Source organism: Paraburkholderia sp. MM5477-R1 (assembly GCF_050436385.1).
In the GTDB taxonomy this organism is placed as follows: Bacteria; Pseudomonadota; Gammaproteobacteria; order Burkholderiales; family Burkholderiaceae; genus Paraburkholderia; species Paraburkholderia tuberum.
In genome coordinates this window covers 2,017,039-2,032,919 of record NZ_JBNDMC010000007.1, presented here as the reverse complement: position 1 = coordinate 2,032,919, position 15,881 = coordinate 2,017,039, and the positions used below count along the sequence as shown (strand labels likewise).

Annotated in this window: 20 protein-coding genes; all 20 read left to right on the top strand. The window is 63.0% G+C overall.

Features of this window, described 5'->3' with window-relative positions; all coding sequences use genetic code 11:
- The 20 genes from OKW35_RS38240 (at position 1) to OKW35_RS38145 (ending at position 15,860) form a co-directional block, all read left to right on the top strand.
- The gene (locus tag OKW35_RS38240) at positions 1 to 1,590 is read left to right on the top strand and encodes a TerL protein (RefSeq protein ID WP_429554772.1); all 1,590 of its coding nucleotides are present in this window, start codon (positions 1 to 3) and stop codon (positions 1,588 to 1,590) included.
- A gap of 3 nt (positions 1,591 to 1,593) precedes the next feature.
- Entirely contained in the window at positions 1,594 to 3,009 is a 1,416-nt protein-coding gene (locus tag OKW35_RS38235; protein WP_429554771.1) for a DUF1073 domain-containing protein, read from the top strand.
- Entirely contained in the window at positions 2,927 to 3,763 is an 837-nt protein-coding gene (locus OKW35_RS38230; protein WP_429554770.1) for a phage minor head protein, read from the top strand. Before OKW35_RS38235 ends, OKW35_RS38230 begins: the two co-directional genes overlap by 83 nt.
- Complete coding sequence (locus OKW35_RS38225) at positions 3,760 to 4,968, top strand: DUF2213 domain-containing protein (RefSeq protein WP_429554769.1); 1,209 nt, start codon at positions 3,760 to 3,762, stop codon at positions 4,966 to 4,968. Before OKW35_RS38230 ends, OKW35_RS38225 begins: the two co-directional genes overlap by 4 nt.
- A 32-nt stretch (positions 4,969 to 5,000) precedes the next feature.
- Complete coding sequence (locus tag OKW35_RS38220) at positions 5,001 to 5,498, top strand: structural cement protein Gp24 (RefSeq protein WP_429554768.1); 498 nt, start codon at positions 5,001 to 5,003, stop codon at positions 5,496 to 5,498.
- Between the two features lie 4 nt (positions 5,499 to 5,502).
- Positions 5,503 to 6,462 (top strand): DUF2184 domain-containing protein, encoded by a 960-nt coding sequence (locus tag OKW35_RS38215; RefSeq protein ID WP_429554767.1) that lies wholly within the window; start codon positions 5,503 to 5,505, stop codon positions 6,460 to 6,462.
- A 9-nt stretch (positions 6,463 to 6,471) separates the two neighbouring features.
- Positions 6,472 to 6,810, top strand: coding sequence for a hypothetical protein (locus OKW35_RS38210; protein WP_429554766.1), 339 nt, complete (start codon positions 6,472 to 6,474; stop codon positions 6,808 to 6,810).
- A complete protein-coding gene (locus OKW35_RS38205) occupies positions 6,807 to 7,184 on the top strand; it encodes a DUF4054 domain-containing protein (protein ID WP_429554765.1) in 378 nt (125 codons plus the stop codon). The genes OKW35_RS38210 and OKW35_RS38205 overlap by 4 nt, the downstream gene beginning before the upstream one ends.
- On the top strand, positions 7,181 to 7,651 hold the full coding sequence (locus OKW35_RS38200) for a hypothetical protein (protein ID WP_429554764.1): 471 nt from the start codon (positions 7,181 to 7,183) through the stop codon (positions 7,649 to 7,651). Before OKW35_RS38205 ends, OKW35_RS38200 begins: the two co-directional genes overlap by 4 nt.
- Positions 7,635 to 8,003: a hypothetical protein gene (locus OKW35_RS38195; protein WP_429554763.1), complete on the top strand. Its 369-nt coding sequence runs from the start codon at positions 7,635 to 7,637 to the stop codon at positions 8,001 to 8,003. Before OKW35_RS38200 ends, OKW35_RS38195 begins: the two co-directional genes overlap by 17 nt.
- Positions 7,927 to 8,469: a phage neck terminator protein gene (locus OKW35_RS38190; protein WP_429554762.1), complete on the top strand. Its 543-nt coding sequence runs from the start codon at positions 7,927 to 7,929 to the stop codon at positions 8,467 to 8,469. The genes OKW35_RS38195 and OKW35_RS38190 overlap by 77 nt, the downstream gene beginning before the upstream one ends.
- Positions 8,470 to 9,969 carry a DUF3383 domain-containing protein gene (locus OKW35_RS38185; RefSeq protein ID WP_429554761.1) on the top strand — a complete coding sequence of 500 codons (1,500 nt, stop codon included), beginning with the start codon at positions 8,470 to 8,472 and terminating at the stop codon, positions 9,967 to 9,969.
- A 58-nt stretch (positions 9,970 to 10,027) separates the two neighbouring features.
- Positions 10,028 to 10,462 carry a phage structural protein gene (locus OKW35_RS38180; RefSeq protein WP_429554760.1) on the top strand — a complete coding sequence of 145 codons (435 nt, stop codon included), beginning with the start codon at positions 10,028 to 10,030 and terminating at the stop codon, positions 10,460 to 10,462.
- Positions 10,462 to 10,953, top strand: coding sequence for a phage tail assembly chaperone (locus tag OKW35_RS38175; RefSeq protein ID WP_429554759.1), 492 nt, complete (start codon positions 10,462 to 10,464; stop codon positions 10,951 to 10,953). Before OKW35_RS38180 ends, OKW35_RS38175 begins: the two co-directional genes overlap by 1 nt.
- A gap of 133 nt (positions 10,954 to 11,086) precedes the next feature.
- Complete coding sequence (locus tag OKW35_RS38170; protein ID WP_429554758.1) at positions 11,087 to 12,838, top strand: hypothetical protein; 1,752 nt, start codon at positions 11,087 to 11,089, stop codon at positions 12,836 to 12,838.
- A 12-nt stretch (positions 12,839 to 12,850) separates the two neighbouring features.
- A complete protein-coding gene (locus OKW35_RS38165) occupies positions 12,851 to 13,636 on the top strand; it encodes a phage baseplate protein (RefSeq protein WP_429554757.1) in 786 nt (261 codons plus the stop codon).
- Positions 13,636 to 13,956, top strand: a complete 321-nt coding sequence (locus OKW35_RS38160; protein ID WP_429554756.1) for a phage baseplate plug family protein — start codon at positions 13,636 to 13,638, stop codon at positions 13,954 to 13,956. Before OKW35_RS38165 ends, OKW35_RS38160 begins: the two co-directional genes overlap by 1 nt.
- Complete coding sequence (locus tag OKW35_RS38155; protein ID WP_429554755.1) at positions 13,953 to 14,813, top strand: phage protein; 861 nt, start codon at positions 13,953 to 13,955, stop codon at positions 14,811 to 14,813. The genes OKW35_RS38160 and OKW35_RS38155 overlap by 4 nt, the downstream gene beginning before the upstream one ends.
- Positions 14,800 to 15,504, top strand: coding sequence for a Gp138 family membrane-puncturing spike protein (locus tag OKW35_RS38150; protein WP_429554754.1), 705 nt, complete (start codon positions 14,800 to 14,802; stop codon positions 15,502 to 15,504). The genes OKW35_RS38155 and OKW35_RS38150 overlap by 14 nt, the downstream gene beginning before the upstream one ends.
- A complete protein-coding gene (locus OKW35_RS38145; RefSeq protein WP_429554753.1) occupies positions 15,501 to 15,860 on the top strand; it encodes a hypothetical protein in 360 nt (119 codons plus the stop codon). Before OKW35_RS38150 ends, OKW35_RS38145 begins: the two co-directional genes overlap by 4 nt.
- The last annotated feature ends 21 nt before the right edge of the window (positions 15,861 to 15,881 follow it).

The following is a 15,881-nucleotide window of genomic DNA, read 5'->3' as shown; positions in this document are numbered from 1 at the left end:
ATGCCGATCCCGTTTCCGTTCGATTTTCGCGCACCGGATTACGTGCAGGTGTTTGAATGGCGAATCGAGAGACTGCGGCGTATCCGGGCGAACCCGGCCGATATGCCGATGCTCCGGACCTTCTACCGGGACAACCCGGCGCAGTTCATCATCGATTGGGGCATGACGTTCGACCCGCGCAACGTTGAGCGAGGGCTGCCGGCGATGATCCCGTTCCTGCTGTTTCCGAAGCAGGAGGAATGGTGCGCGTGGTTCATGGAGCGCTGGAAGAAGCAGGAGCCGGGCATCACCGAGAAGACGCGCGACATGGGCATGTCGTGGCTCACGGTGGCGCTGGCCGACACGGTATGCCTGTTCCGTGAGGGCGTCGCGGCTGGATTTGGCTCCCGCAAGGAAGAGTACGTCGACAAGATCGGCTCACCGAAGAGCCTGTTCTGGAAGGCGCGCGAGTTCATCCGGTTGCTGCCTGCCGAGTTCCGCGGCTCGTGGAACATTGGCGTGCACGCGCCGCACATGCGCATCCTGTTCCCGGATACGGGATCGGTGATCACCGGGGAGTCTGGCGACGGCATCGGCCGTGGCGACCGGGCCAGCTTCTATATCGTGGACGAATCCGCGTTCCTCGAGCGGCCGCAACTGGTCGATGCATCGCTGTCGGCGACAACGAACTGCCGGCAGGACATTTCGACGCCGAACGGCATGGGTAACTCGTTCGCGCAGCGGCGGCACAGCGGCAAGATTCCGGTGTTCACTTTCCACTGGCGTGACGATCCGCGTAAGGATGACTCCTGGTACGAAAAACAGTGTGCCGAGCTCGATCCGGTCGTCGTTGCGCAGGAGATTGACATCAATTACGCCGCGTCCGTTGAGGGTGTGGTGATTCCGTCCGCATGGGTACAGGCGGCGATCGGCGCGCACAAGAAGCTCGGCATTGCGCCGAGCGGTGTGCGTCGCGGTGGTCTGGACGTCGCGGACGCGGGTAAGGATGCGAATGCGTTTGCGGGCCGGTACGGCATTCTGCTGGATTTCCTGCAGTCCTGGTCTGGCAAGGGAAGTGACATCTACGGGACGGTCGAGAAAACCTTCGGGATCTGCGACGGACTGGAGTTCGAATCGTTTGACTACGATGCCGACGGACTCGGTGCCGGTGTGCGCGGTGATGCGCGGGTCATCAACGACGTTCGTCGCGATGCCCGGAAGCGTCGGATCGATACCTTTCCGTTTCGGGGCTCAGGACCGGTTCACGACCCGGAAGGCGAGATGGTCCCGAAACGAAAGAACCAGGATTATTTCGCCAACTTCAAGGCGCAGTCGTGGTGGGCGTTGCGCCTGCGCTTCCAGCGGACGTTTCGGGCAGTCGTCGAAGACAAGCCGTACGACCCGGATGAGATTATCTCGATCGATCCCGAGCTACCCGAACTGACGGCGCTGACCATGGAATTATCGCAGCCGACATTCACGGTCAACGGTGTCGGCAAGATCGTGATCGACAAAGCGCCAGAAGGGACAAAGTCACCGAACCGCGCGGACGCGGTCATGATCGCCTACCACCCTGGTGGCCACGCATCCGACTGGAGCGCATGGAACTAACGAATGTTCGAGAAACTGAAATCCGCAATGCGGCCGCGCGCCACACGCGTTCGTACGGGAGACTCGCTATCCAATCTGGTCGCCGGCATGATGACCGTGCGCGACAAGCGCACGCACAGCAAGTTTCGGCGCGACGACATCATCGACCGCGAAGAACTGGCGGCGATGTATCGACACAACTGGCTTGCGCGCAAGATCGTTGACGCCCCCGCCGAGGACATGACACGCGAGTGGGTGCGGCTCGAAACGGCGAATGAGAGCGCGAAGCAGACGCTGGAGAAAGCGGAGAAGCGGTACGGCCTGATTTCGCGCATAGGCGACAACCTGAAGTGGGGCAGGCTCTATGGCGGCTCGGCACTGTACGTGTCGATTGCTGGCGACGACGCGGCACAGCCGCTGCGCATTGACCGTATCCGGAAGGGTTCGCTGCTCGGCTTCGTGGTGCTCGATCGTTGGCAATTGTCTCCAGATGCGCCGCTGATGCAGATCGACTTGACGCGACCCGACTACTGGCGGCCGAAACGCTATCGCGTCGCCAACACGAGCCAGTCGATCGACAGCAGCCGCCTGATTTTCGCCGATGGTGCACTCTTGCCGTGGGACGAGCTGCGCCGCAACCAGTTCTGGCACGACAGCGTGCTGCAGCCGGTCTACGACGAGCTGCGCAACGACGAGACGGTGGCGGGCAGCACCGCATCGATGATGTTCGAAGCGATCGTCAATGTGCTACAGGTCGAGGGTTTGCGCGAAATGCTGTCCACAGAAGACGGCACGAAGAAGGTGCAGAAGCGCTTCGAACTCGTGGCAATGATGAAATCGTTCATCGGCATGACGCTGCTCGACAAGAACGATACATACGAGCAGAAGTCGATCAGCTTCTCCGGGATCGACGCAATCGGCGAGATGTTCGCGCAGCGCGTCTCTGGCGCGGCCGACATCCCGGCGACGCGGCTGTTCGGCCAGGCACCGAAGGGGCTGAACTCGACCGGCGACAGCGACATCCGTAACTACTACGACGGCCTGAAGGCGAGGCAGGAGCAGGAGCTGAGACCGCAGATCGAGACGATCTACGACGTCATGGCGATGTCGGAATTCGGCCGCCGCCTCGATGACCTCGTGATCGAGTTCAACCCGCTTTGGCAACTGTCCGACGCCGAACAGGCAAATGTCGAAAAGACGCGGGCCGAGCGAGACAAGATCTATGCGGTCGATATCGGCCTGCCGATCGAACGGCACATCATGACCAGCCTGCAGGCAAACGACACGTACCCGACGATTACCGACGAGGACATCAACCTCGCCGAGGAACTGAACGAACCGCTGGAGGAAGAGCCCGATGCAGATGACGCTGGCAATGCTGGCGCGGGCGCGCGGAATCCGTCGTCGGCGTCTGTCGAGGGTGCGCCCGACGCGGCCTAACCGGCGCGCGGAAGGATGGTATCGGGCACAGCTGCTCGCGATCGTACAGGCGTGCGATGACGCGATCCGTACGGACGTGTTGCCGCTGCTCAAGCGTGGCGAGCCGGAATACAGCTACGTCGCTGACGACATGTCAGAGGCTTTCATGCGGGCGCTCAACGTCGCACTGGAGGGTGCCTCGCGGCGCGTGATCGAGCGCACGCATGCGCGAGCCCGGATGCTTGCCAGGCGCATGGTCGACCAGTGCGACGAGAGCACAACAGAAAGTCTGCGCGCGAGTGTGAATGCGGCACTCGGCGTCGACATCCAGACGGCGCTGCAGATGCAAAACCTTGGTGGTGTGCTCGAGGCAGCGCAGCAGGCCAACGTCGTGCTCATCAAGTCGATACCGCAGCAGTACTTCGACCGCGTTTCGACACAGGTCCTCACGGCGCTGCAGCAGGGGCAGCGGTACAGCGCCATCGTGGAGGCGATCCAGGGCGAAACGGAAGTCACGGAGCGCCGCGCGAAGCTGATCGCCCGCGACCAGACTTCGAAGCTCAATTCGGCGATCACGGAAGCGCGGCAAACCGCCCTCGGGATCGAGGAATACGAGTGGCAGACGAGCGGCGACGAGCGCGTGCGCGACAGCCACGCGGAGAACGACGGCAAGGTGTTCCGGTGGGATTCGCCGCCCGAGACCGGGCACCCTGGCCATGACGTGAACTGTCGGTGCGTGGCGTTGCCGCGCTTCAAACTGGACGAGGACGAATGAACACACGCGTACAGCACACCGTCGACATCGCGCTCGGCACACGGCGCTATACGGGCGACGGTTACCTCGTGGCGCCAGCGCGCATTGCGCGCACGGGCATTCAGGAGTATCGGGCCTTCGAACTCGGGCTGCAGGGTGACCAGATGCGTGTGGTGAAGGTCTATCGGCCGCCTGAGGAAGTGTTTCATCCGGATGCGATTGCATCGTTCCGGAACCTGCCGCTGACCAATGATCATCCGCCTGACGGGGTCAGTGCGGACAACTGGCGACATCTGGCAGTCGGCATGTTGCTTGACCCGCTGCGCGCCGACGATTTCCTTGACGGCGACGTGCAGGTGATGGACCGCGAGGCGATCGCGAGCGTCGAGGCGGGCAAGGTCGAACTGTCTGCAGGGTACTCAGCGATTTACGACTGGACGGCCGGCATTACTGCGGACGCGCAGCAGTACGAAGGTGTCCAGCGCAACATCCGCGGCAACCACGTCGCGCTCGTCAACAGGGGACGCTGCGGACCGGCGTGCCGCGTCAGCGATTCACAACCATCAAATCCAGCAGGAGCAAAAGCAATGCCGATCCAAGTCACGATCGACGGCATCCCGTTCAGCCTCGACGAAGCTGCGGCCGCCGCCGTAAACAATCTGAGCAAAAAGCTGGCCGATTCGTCGGTCACGGTCGCGGACCTTAACGCGCGACTCGACCGCAAGATCAAGATCGGCGGCAAGTCGATCGCGCTGCGCGACGCCGATGAGATCGCGAAGGAAGCGGAAGATCAGGAAGAGGCGCTCGAACAGGCGCAGAAGGATGCAATGACGCCTGCGCAGCGCGACGCGATGGTCGCGGATTGGGCTGAAATGCTCGAGGGCGGCAAGCGCATTGCACCGACTGTCGACGCGAAGGGGAAAACCTGCGCGCAGTATCGCCGCGAGGTGATCAAGTCCCTGTACGGCGATCACAAGACCATCGTCGACGCGGTGCTGGGCGGCAAGACGCTCGACGCCGCTGACGACGCCATTTTGCGCCAGGCGTTTGGCGTGCTGTCGGCGACGGTCGGTACTGCGTCGATGAACGATAGCGGAGCGCGTCTCGATCCGGTCCTCGATTCGCTCAGCCAGTCGATGCGGGCCAACGATGCTGCCGGCGGCGGGCAGAAGACCGCCGACAGCGCGCGCACCAGCTTCATCGATCGGATGAACGGTCGCGCGTAACACCACGTTTCAACCAACTGGAGCCAATCCACATGAGCCGAATCAATCTGGGCGAGTACGCGCCGGCGCAGTTCGAGCGCGGCATTCCCGGCCTGATCGTCGACAACAACACCGCGACGATTCTCAATGGTACGAACCGCGGCGCAATGCCGATCGAGTTCGGCCGTGCCGTCTTCTACACGGACATCGAGGGCGAATACGTCTTGCCGGGCGATGAGCGCGCGCAAGCCTTCGCCGGCATCTCTGCGCGTCACGTGACCTTCACGGCGAATCTCGAACGCGAGGTGTTCTACAACCCGGACGTGACGCTGCCGGCCATGCAGTACGGGCGCATCTGGGTGACGTGCACCGACGGCTGCAACCCACGGGATCCGGTGAAATTTGCGGACGACGGGACGTTCGCGGTGGGCGACGGCACGCAGGTGCCGGGTGCCGAATGGGAATCGAAAGCGGAGCCGGGGCAGGTCGGCGTCGTCGTGATCAACCGCGTGCCGGGCCTGACCGTGCCGGCCGCAGCGCAGGGGGAATAACCGAATGAACCGCAGAAAGATGATTCTCGACGGGCTCCGCTCGATGCGGTCTCTGAATATCGATTCGGAGGCGGGCCTGTCGTTTCTGACCTCGCAGCTCGAGTACCTCGAAACGCAGGTCTACGAGGTGAAGCGCGAGCCGCTCGACTATGAGGCTCTGATTCCAATCTCGACGGATGCCGGGCCGCACGTCAACGCGGTCACGTTTCGCATGAGGGGGTTCACAGGTCGAGGCAAGCGCCACTCTGGTCAGGGTGGGGACGTGCCTCGTGTGGACGTGTTCTACGACGAGAAGTCGATTCCAGTGGTCGGCAGCGCGATCGGTTACGCGTACACGTTTGCCGAGCTGCGTACGGCAGCTGCGCTGAACCAGTCGCTCGACGGCGATCGCCAGGAAACGGCGATGAAGGCGTGGCGTTCACACATGAATCAGGTCGGCCTCTATGGCGAAGACGAGTTGACCGGCCTGTTCAACTCGCCGTACGTGGCGCAGTCGAGCGCAGGTGTGGACCTGCTGACGGCGACGCCGGGGCAGGCGCTGGAATTCATCAACGAGCAGATCACGCAACTCTGGATCTCGACGAAGCGAAACAGTGTCGTGAACACGGTCGCAATGCCGGGCCGGGTTCTGGGCCGACTGTCGAGCACGCCGCGGTCGGACAACTCCGACACGACGATCCTCGAGTTCATCAAGAGGAACAACGTCTCGAAGACCGAGCGGAACATCGACGTTGAGTTCCGGGCAGCGGCGGATCTGGAGACGGCTGGCAAAGGCAAGACGAGCCGCATGATGTTCTACGAGAAGTCGCGGGAGAACATCATGTTCCACATCCCGATGCCGTTGATGTTCCATGCGCCGGAGCAGCGCGGCCTCGAAATGCTTGTCAACGGCGAGTACCGCTATTCGGGTGTCGAGTTCCGCTATCCGGGGACCGCGCTGTACGTCGACGACGTGACGGGCTAAGGGGGCACCATGCCGGACATCAGGAACTCGACGCGCGCGAGCGCGGTGATTCGCGGCGCCGGCCTCACGGTCGTGATACCGCCGGACGCGACGCGCCCGGTTTCGGCTGCGGTGTGGGGAGCGTTCGCGCGAGGGCGCGCCGCTCGTGCGCAGATCGCTGACGGCGAACTGGTGGTGGTCGGCGGCGCGGAGCGGCCGCAAGAGCCGCAAGAGCCGCAAGAGCCGCAAGAGCCGCAAGAGCCGCAAGAGCCGCAAGAGCCGCAAGAGCCGCAAGCGACGGACGGTGCCGCGATTGGTTCCGGGGATCCGCCGCCCACGGCGCCGGTGCGCCGGGGCAGGAAGTCATGAGCACTGCCGCGATCATCACGGTCGCCGACGTGCGGGCGCGGTTCAGGGACGCATCAGAACCGTTCGATGACGACGAGATCGAGGTGGCAATCGCCGACACGCGGCCGTACTTCGACCTCGAGCGCTGGGGCGGCTTCTATCAGCGGGCCGCGTGCGCCCTTGTGATGCACTTCCTCGCGATGGGTCGCGCTGCAGAGCGTACGGGCGGCAAGCCATCACTGCCGGCCACGTCAAAAAAGGCTGGCGAGGTGCAGATCGGTTACGCCGCGCCGACCTTCATGACCGGCGACGACGCATGGCTTGCGGCGACCACCTGGGGGCAGGAATACCTGCAGTTGCGTCGCATCGTCGGCGCCGGAGGGCTGGTCGTATGAGCAGGTCTGATTTTCCGAAGCTCGATGACCTGTTCAAGCGTCTGGGCGAAGCGGCGAAACGCGAAGTGGTGGTCGGCTTTCCTGTGACCACCGGGGCTCAGATGCACGAGGACTCTGCCATCACAAATGCCCAGCTCGCCGCGCGGCTGTCATTCGGCGATCCCGAGAAGGGACTGGAGGCTCGGCCGTTCCTTGATCAAGGCATCAGGTCCGGCAAGAAGCGGATCGTGGCCGTTCTGGCGCATGGCCTGCGGCGTTCGCTGCGCGGTGAAATGCCGGTTGACGCGGCTTACGAGGCGGCTGGTGTTGCAGCCGTCGGCGCGGTGCAGTCCGAGGTCCGGACTGGCCAGTTTGCAGCCAACAAGCCCGCAACGATCGAGCGCAAGGGCAGTGACCGGCCGCTGATCGACGAAGGCAACCTGATCCAGTCCATGACATCCGAGGTGCGCAATGCTGGATCTCAGTGAAGTCGTGACCGACCCGGAGCTCTCGCGCGAGATCCAGATTGAGCGCGCACGTGGCGCGCGGCATCCGTCTGGCGAGTGGGATGAGTCGTACGAACCGGACACGGTGACAGGCGTCGTCCATCCCGCGAGCAAGTCGCAGCTCGAATCCTTGCCGGAGGGCGAGCGCCACTACCCAACTATCGCCGTGTTCTGTGACGGGCCGCTCGCCGCTGCCGATTTCGTGCTGCACCACGGTGCGCGCTGGCGCGTCACGGCCGATTCTGACTGGTCCGACTATGGCTATTACTACGCGCTCGCAACTCGACACGACGCCACTTCGCGGCCTCGTGCGGGAGCTTTTGTCGTTACCTGACGGTGCCGTACGCCCGAGCTGGGACGCGGGGCCAATCGGCGGCGAGCCGTTCGTCGTCGTGAGCGCAAGCGATGACACGCCTATCGGCACCGCGCACCGCGAGTTTGATGGAGATCGCGAGGTCGAAATCCTGCGGCGCTCGTTGCTAACAGAAGTGCAGTTCGAAGCCTTCGGCACAAACGCCTACTTGCTGCTTTCGAAACTCCAACTCGCACTCGAATCGAGCGCGGCGCTGTCGGCGCTGAAGAACCGCGTCCGTGCCGCAGTCCTGCGGTGCAGCCAGGTGATCGATGTGTCGGCAGCAATGGGGGGCGGTCCGGAGGAGCGCGCGCGATTTACCGCAACGCTCACGCACACGCACGCAGTAGAGATCGCGCAGTTGCGTATCGACTCGGTCGACATTGTTGTGCGGACCGACACGGGCGCTGAATCCATCACCATTGAACCACCCATCACGGAGCAATAGATGCTGCCCATTGATGAAATCGTAAACGTTCAGCTAAACACGCAGCCGGTGGCGCCTTCGCGCCGCGACTTCGGGATGACATTGCTGCTCACGCCAGAGGCGGGCAACGTCTTCAACGACACGAGCACGCTGTACATCTACGCCGCACAACAGAGCGACGTCGAAGCGGCATTCGGGACCAACTCGGAAACGACGCGCGCGACGCGCCGGTTCATGGCGCAGCAGCCACGGCCGAAGCAACTGATGATCGGGCGGTGGGTGAAGACCGATCGTGACTTGCCTGCGACCGCCGCCGCGCTCATTGGGTCGCCCGTGACGGCACCGCTAGCTGACTTCCGGAGCGTGAGTTCGGGCTATCTGACCGTCACGTTCGGCGAGACGGTGACGCAGCTCGCGCCGCTCAACCTGACTAACGTCACGACGTTCGCCGATGTTGTGAGCGCGATCAACGTCGCGGCGGGCGACGATCCGGAGTGGGCATGTTCGTTCGACGAGACCGGTCACCGGTTCGCGTTCACGGCGAATGAGCCCGGCGACGGGCCCGCGTTTCGGTACGTCGCGGACGATGGTCAGGCGGGCACGTACCTGGGCGCGCTGATGAAGCTCGAGAACGGGCAGGCACGAATCGTCGCGGGTGCGGATGAGGTCGTGCTGACGGCTGAGTCGGTCACGGAAGCTGCTGCGGCGATTCAGGACCGGCAGCCGGGCTGGTATGCGCTCGCGGTGGCCGACCAACTGCCCGACGACGTGCTGCAGGAGATTTCCGACTGGACTCAGGCGGCTAGAGGCAAGATCTTCGGTGTGACGACGACGAACCCGCAGCACATCGAGTTCGAGGCCGCTAACGTGATCAGGCGGCTCTACGACAAGAGCAATTACCGGACGGTTGGCACGTACGACAAGACGGACCCGTACGCGATCCTGTCATTTCTCGCGCGCGGTCTGTCGGTCAACTTCTCGGCGAACAATTCCACGCTGACGATGAAGTTCAAGACGCTGCCGACCGTCGAGGCTGACAACCTGACCTTGACCGAGGTGAACAAGTGTCGGCGGCTGGGCCTGAACTTCTACACCTACTTCGACGAGGTGGCGATGGTCGCCGAGGGTACGGTGATCGGTGGCCGCTTTTTCGACGAGATCCACATTCTCGACTGGTTCGTGGATGCCGTGCAGAAGGAGGTATTCGCCACGCTGTACCGAAGCCCCACCAAGATCCCGCTAACGGATCTCGGCACGCCGCTGCTCATCGCTGCAGTGGAACGCGTGGGGCGCGAGGGGCGCCGCAACGGCGCGTTTGCACCGGGCGTGTGGAACGGTGATCCGTTCGGCACGCTCGCGACCGGCGATTACCTCGATAACGGCTTCTACGTCTGGTGCGACACCGTCGATAACCTCTCGACGAGCGATCGGGAGAAGCGCCAGGCACCGCCGATCCAGACCGCAGTCAAACTCGGCGGTGCCGTTCACGGCGTCGACGTGATTATCAATTTCGACCGCTGATCTTCAGCGAGCAACACGAGCCCCGCTTCGGCGGGGTTATTTTTTGGGAGCCTGACAGATGGCAAGTTTTGACCCGAAACAGGTGTCCGTGCTGATCAACGGCGTGCCGATCGATGACTGGTCGGACGGCGCTGACGTGATTCAGGCCGAGTACAACGCCGACGCCGGCGCGCTCACGGTGGGCGCCAATGGCACTTCCATTTTCGTGGCGTCTGCCGACGATTCTGGGCAGGTGACGCTGAAGATCAAGCAGCACAGCCCGAACAGCAAATACCTCAACGCGTTGCGCGTGCAGCAGCAGTCGAACCTGAAGACGTTCACGCCGCTGGAGCTGAACATCCGCGACCTGCTGAACGACGACGTGGTGACGGCCAGCAAGGGCTACTTCACCACGCGGCCGAAGTACACGCGCGGCGCCGGCCATAACCCTACCGAGTGGGTAATGGTGTTCGAGACGCTCAACATGAATCTTGAAAAGGGAATCTGGAACTGATGGATAAGCAACACGACATTGAAATCGACGGCGTGCTGTATGTCATGACGCCGGCGGATGCGGAAAGCGCATGGGCAGCGCTCAAGAGCGCCGGTGTGCTGCTGCAGGGCATGCAGGCCGGTGGATTCGGCAATGCGGATGACGTGGACACGACGGCGATCGCGACTGCGTGCATCTCGACCATTCTGTCTAACCTCGGGCGTCCGGAAGTCGCGCGGCTCGAGGCGATCGTATGGAGTGCGACAGCGGCGTCGGTGGACGGCGCCAAGCCGTACCGCGTGCGCGACAAGTTCAAGGAGCACTTCAACGAATACCGTGGGCACCTGCTGCCGTTGTTGATGGCTGGCATCAAGTACCAATATGCGGATTTTTTCGGCGCAAGCGCCTTTTCGAGTCTCTTCCGGAATCTGATGGCGCGGTTCCAGGCAGGGAAGACGACGGAATCGACTGGTTCGTCTGGGGACCCGTCGCTCGGGGATTCAACGATGTGACGCTGCACCAGCTGCGCACGGTCTATTCGCTCGCTGACCTCTGCGACATGCACGAAGCAATGAGAGCGTGGGATGAAGGGCAGGAAGCCGCACACCGCGCGCAGGAAGCAGAGGCGAACAGGGGTAGAAATCGATGACGCTCGATGAATTTATCGTCAAGCTGGGCGTGACTGCCGACGTCAGTAAGGCGAAGTCCTTTCGCGAGCAGCTCACGGGGATCACGAACACCGCATCGATGGCGGCGGCTGCCATCGCCGGCCTCGCCGCGGGCGTGACCGCGTGGCTTGCCAAATCGCTCGACGGACTTGACGCGCTCAATCAGGTCTCCAGAGAGACCGGCGAGAGCGTTGAATTCATTCAGCGGCTTGGCTATGCCGCTGAGCAGAATGGTTCGTCGGTCGAGGCGGCGACGACCACGATCCGCGGCATGTCGAAGGCCATCGGCGAGGCAGCGGCAGGCGTTGGGCGTGGCGCGATGGCCTTCCAGAAGTACGGCCTGAGCGCGCGCAACGCCGACGGCAGCGTCAAGCAGTTCTCAGAACTGATCGGCGACGTGCAGGACAAGATGGCGCGGATGTCGAAGCAGGAGCAGGGTGCATTCCTGTCGAAGATCGGCGCCGATGCGTCAATGGTGCAGACGTTGCGGCTCACTCGTGAGGAACTGCAGGCGCTCTTCGCCGATGCGGATGCGTGGGGTGTCTCCAGCGCCGAACAGGCCGACGCCGCGAGCGAATGGAAGGATCAGATAACCGACCTCTCATTCGGCTTCAATGCGCTGCGCACGCAGATCGCCGTCGGCTTGCTGCCGAGACTAAAAGAGTTCATCGGCAATCTGAAGGAATTTTTGCGCACGAACCGGGAAGTCATTCAGAACGGCATTAACCGCTTCATCGGGCTCGTGTATTCGGCTGGACAGGTGCTCGTGAACGTGGTCCGGTTCATCGGCAGGGTGACGGACGGTATCGGTGGCATGCGAATCGCACTGCTGCTCGTCGGGGCGGCGCTGGCGTGGTTCAAGCGCGCGTCGCTGCTCGCATTCGCGACGAACCCTGTGTTCTGGCTTGTCGCGGCGATCGGCGTCCTGCTGCTGCTGATCGACGACTTCATGACCTACCTCGACGGTGGCGAGGCGGAATTCGGCGAGTTCTGGGAGGCGCTGCGCGAACCGATTGCGGCGGTGCGCGCCGAGATCGACGCGTTCTTGCGCGATCTCAACCGGTGGTGGGCCGAGCACGGCGAGACCGTCATGGCCATCGCGGGCGAACTCTGGGACTACCTGCGGCTCGGGTTTGCGCAAACTGTCGCGGTGATCGGCGCCGTGCTGGGGCAGCTTTGGGACGGGTTCAGTACGGCATTCGGGCTGATGGCCGATCTGATTGACTGGTTCTTCGCGTTCTTCACGGGTGACTTCGAGGCCGCCGGCGCGATCGTCGACCGGATGCTCAACCGGGTCGCCGATTACTTCATCAGGACGTTCACGCGGATCGGGGATTTCGTGAGGGGCACGATCGAGCGGATCAAGTCCTATTTCCCGGGCGTGGGCGCCCTCATCGAAAAGACGCTCGGTGCGGTGGCCCGCTTTTTTGGCGGCGGCACAGTCGATGTGAACGCCAACGGCGCTGATGCCGGGGCGATTGCGACCGCCGCACGAGGCGCTGCTGCGATCCCTCGGCAGGTGCAGAGTGCAGCAGCAGGTGCAGCACCGGCAGCGCGAGCGCAGCCAGGCATGACGACTAACCGGACTGTGAATGCGAATGTCACAAACAACACGACGATGCATGTACAAGCCGATGACCCTGAAGCAGCAGCGCGGGCGGTGCAGGACAGGCTCGACCAGCAGAACCGCGCGGCGATGCAGAACGCAGCCAGCGCTGTGGTCGGGTAACGGGAGGGCGTAATGGCAACAGGTACGCAGGTGCTGCGCACCGCGATCGGGACGATCACGCTCGACGTTGTGACCGACGAGTCGCACACGAGCGACCTGGAGATCACCGAGAACCCTGTCGAATCGGGCGCGGAGGTGGCGGACCATGCGGTCCTGAAGCCGCCTGACGTCGTCATTTCCGGGACCATTGTGTCCTACGAGCCGCCGGCCAATGCGTCGCTGCTGGGGCGCGCTGTGAACATTCGCAGCGTGAGCGATTTTCTCGACGTGATTGGCACGCCGGGCACGTTCGAGTCGTTCACTGCGGACACCGTCGCGCGTGCGAATCGCGAACTTACCTCATTCGTGGGCTCGACTGCGAATGCTGTCGCCGGGATCGTCGCACCGCGTGCGCTCGCGCCGTGGCTACCCGACTTCTCCTCGTGGTTCGCAGGAGACGAGAGCGCCGGCGAGAACCGCATCGCGCAGATCCACGAGTCGCTGCTCGCGCTGCAGAAGAGCGGTTCTCCGATAGAGGTGCAGACCATGTCGCGGCTGTACGAGGACATGCTGCTCAAGACCGTGGCGATGGAGCAGTCGAGCATCCACAGCGCCGTGCTGACGGTAACTTGCCGCCGCATTTTCATTGTCGAGACGAAGAGGGGTTCCGGGCTGTCGGTGGCGAGCGGCACGAACAAGTCAGGCCGCGCCAGCAAACAGTCGGCCAGCGCGACGCAGAAGGGCAATGTGCAGGGTGCGGACGCATCCGGCAAAAAGTCGGCGGTGCGGCAGATTCTTGACTACATGAAAGGCACATAGTGATCCGACTTCCGATTGATTCAACGCCGCTGCAGAAGATGAGCGTTGACCCGGGCGACGGCTCGCCGTTGAACCTGACGATCCGCTACAACTCGGTCGGCGATCACTGGGAACTCGACGTGCAGGACCGCACCACTGATGCGGTGATCGTCCAGGCGGTGCCGCTGGTGCTCGGGCCGCCGATCCTGTGGCGGGACACGGTGGATTACCTTCTGTGGCTCGAGGATCTGAGTGGCGTCGGCCTCGATCCGATAGGCGGCGACGATCTTGGCGAGCGGTTCGCACTCTACGTTGGTTTGAAGAGCGAGGTGGCGCAATGACGATGCAATTCGGTCGTCGCTGGCGACTTGAGATCGGCAACCGCTCGGAATCGTTTGCCATTGAAGCGCTGCGGATCAAGTTCGAGATCGACAAGAGCCTCGACGAGAAGCCAAATCCTGCAAAGCTGTCGGTCTACAACCTCAACCGCGACCACATGAACCTGATTGTTTCGAAGGGGTTCAACCTCGCGCGCCTGTCCGTTGGCTACAACGAACTGCGGCTGCTGTACCAGGGCGATATCGTGAAACCGTCGACGAAGCGTGACAAGACGGACTGGATAACCTCGTTCGAGTGCGGCGACGGTAGCTTTGACTACGCCAGCGCGCGCGTGTGGACCACGCTGCAGGCCGGCGCGACGGATGAGCATGTGCTCACCGAGGCGACAAAGGCCATGACGCGTACGAAAGCCGGCGTCGCGGAAGTGAACAACGTGCGCACCATGCCGCGCGGGAAGTTACTGATGGGCAACGCGCGCGACGTGGTGCGCACCGTCGCGCGCAATAACGGTGCGGACTGGTCGATTCAGGATGGCGAACTGATGGTGCTGCCCGCCGACAAGGTGCTGCCGGGTGAAGGCTTCGTGCTGTCGCAGGAAACCGGGATGATCGACAGCCCGAAGGTGACGGACAACGGGCTGGAAGTGAAATGTCTACTGAACCCCCAGATACGCATCGGCGGCCTCGTGCGCGTCGAATCGATGATCGAGGCGTACAACGGGGACTACAAGGTGGTGCGGGTGAAATACGTAGGCGACACCCACACATCGGACTGGTATTGCGGCCTGGTCGTGCGCGGCGGGCAGTTCCAGAAGGTCAAGAAGTCGAAGGCAGGAGGGGCGGGGAATGGGGACGTTTGACGAAGACATGCCGTCCGCAGAACTCGCGCGCTCGCACGAGATGCGCGCGGAACTGCTGAAGGTGCGCACGGCGTTCCCCGGTATCGTCGAATCCTTCGATCCTGATGCACGCACGGTAACTGTACGTCCTGCAATCGATGCGGTGCTCGCCGACACCAGCGCGGCCGAGCTGCCCTTGCTTGTGGATGTGCCAGTTTCCTTCCCGATGGGCGGTCCCTTCGTGATTGAGTGGCCGCTCAAGCGCGGCGACGAGGGACAGGTGATCATCAACGACCGCTGCATCGATGGCTGGTTCGTCTCCGGCCGCAACGGGCCGCCGATGGACTTGCGAGTGCACGACCTATCCGACGCTTCCTTCATCCCTGGTATTTGTTCGCTGCCACGCGTGCCAGGCGGCTTCGACATGGACGCGCTGGTGATCCGGCAGATCGCTGGTCCGGCAAAGTTCCGCATGGACAGCGGCGGCAACATCGAGATCGACGGCGCGCTGTTCACAGTGAAATGTCCAGCGGTGTTCGAGAAACTGCTGACGTATCAGGCTGGCATGGCTGGACAGGGCGGCGGCGCAGGCACGCAGATCACTGGCGACATCGACCACAGCGGTGGCACGATCAGTTCGAATGGCGTCACTGTTGACGGCCATACTCACATCGACTCGATGGGCGGTGAAACACAGGGGCCCAAGGGATGAGGGTAAGACGACTCGACGCAAGCGGCGATTGGACCTTCGGGCACGGCCGCGCGGATTATGCCGATCAGTCGGAATCGGTGGCTCAGCGCGTCGTTACGCGGTTGCGCTCGTTCCGCGGCGACTGGTTTCTCGACCTTGACCACGGCATTCCGTGGATCGAGCGGATGGAACGCGCGGGCGAGCGCGAACGCCTCGAAGCGGATATCAAGCGGCAGATTCTCGGCACGGATGGCGTTTCCGCAATTCTGTCGTTCGACATCGCCTTCGATGGCGAAACGCGCCACATGACGGTTGCCACTACGTTGCGCGATATCTACGGCAATGAATTCGACGTCAGCACGCCAGTCGGCGTCTGAGCACCGCCCGCACGCCGGGCA

Bases quoted from the DNA above. Each gene is read 5' to 3' on its own strand.
- OKW35_RS38145 (WP_429554753.1), top strand. From the start codon at position 15,501: ATGAGGGTAAGACGACTCGACGCAAGCGGCGATTGGACCTTCGGGCAC.
- OKW35_RS38205 (WP_429554765.1), top strand. From the start codon at position 6,807: ATGAGCACTGCCGCGATCATCACGGTCGCCGACGTGCGGGCGCGGTTC.
- OKW35_RS38185 (WP_429554761.1), top strand. From the start codon at position 8,470: ATGCTGCCCATTGATGAAATCGTAAACGTTCAGCTAAACACGCAGCCG.
- OKW35_RS38200 (WP_429554764.1), top strand. From the start codon at position 7,181: ATGAGCAGGTCTGATTTTCCGAAGCTCGATGACCTGTTCAAGCGTCTG.
- OKW35_RS38180 (WP_429554760.1), top strand. From the start codon at position 10,028: ATGGCAAGTTTTGACCCGAAACAGGTGTCCGTGCTGATCAACGGCGTG.
- OKW35_RS38230 (WP_429554770.1), top strand. From the start codon at position 2,927: ATGCAGATGACGCTGGCAATGCTGGCGCGGGCGCGCGGAATCCGTCGT.
- OKW35_RS38165 (WP_429554757.1), top strand. From the start codon at position 12,851: ATGGCAACAGGTACGCAGGTGCTGCGCACCGCGATCGGGACGATCACG.
- OKW35_RS38155 (WP_429554755.1), top strand. From the start codon at position 13,953: ATGACGATGCAATTCGGTCGTCGCTGGCGACTTGAGATCGGCAACCGC.
- OKW35_RS38220 (WP_429554768.1), top strand. From the start codon at position 5,001: ATGAGCCGAATCAATCTGGGCGAGTACGCGCCGGCGCAGTTCGAGCGC.
- OKW35_RS38235 (WP_429554771.1), top strand. From the start codon at position 1,594: ATGTTCGAGAAACTGAAATCCGCAATGCGGCCGCGCGCCACACGCGTT.
- OKW35_RS38210 (WP_429554766.1), top strand. From the start codon at position 6,472: ATGCCGGACATCAGGAACTCGACGCGCGCGAGCGCGGTGATTCGCGGC.
- OKW35_RS38195 (WP_429554763.1), top strand. From the start codon at position 7,635: ATGCTGGATCTCAGTGAAGTCGTGACCGACCCGGAGCTCTCGCGCGAG.
- OKW35_RS38240 (WP_429554772.1), top strand. From the start codon at position 1: ATGCCGATCCCGTTTCCGTTCGATTTTCGCGCACCGGATTACGTGCAG.
- OKW35_RS38175 (WP_429554759.1), top strand. From the start codon at position 10,462: ATGGATAAGCAACACGACATTGAAATCGACGGCGTGCTGTATGTCATG.
- OKW35_RS38190 (WP_429554762.1), top strand. From the start codon at position 7,927: ATGGCTATTACTACGCGCTCGCAACTCGACACGACGCCACTTCGCGGC.
- OKW35_RS38225 (WP_429554769.1), top strand. From the start codon at position 3,760: ATGAACACACGCGTACAGCACACCGTCGACATCGCGCTCGGCACACGG.
- OKW35_RS38150 (WP_429554754.1), top strand. From the start codon at position 14,800: ATGGGGACGTTTGACGAAGACATGCCGTCCGCAGAACTCGCGCGCTCG.
- OKW35_RS38215 (WP_429554767.1), top strand. From the start codon at position 5,503: ATGAACCGCAGAAAGATGATTCTCGACGGGCTCCGCTCGATGCGGTCT.
- OKW35_RS38170 (WP_429554758.1), top strand. From the start codon at position 11,087: ATGACGCTCGATGAATTTATCGTCAAGCTGGGCGTGACTGCCGACGTC.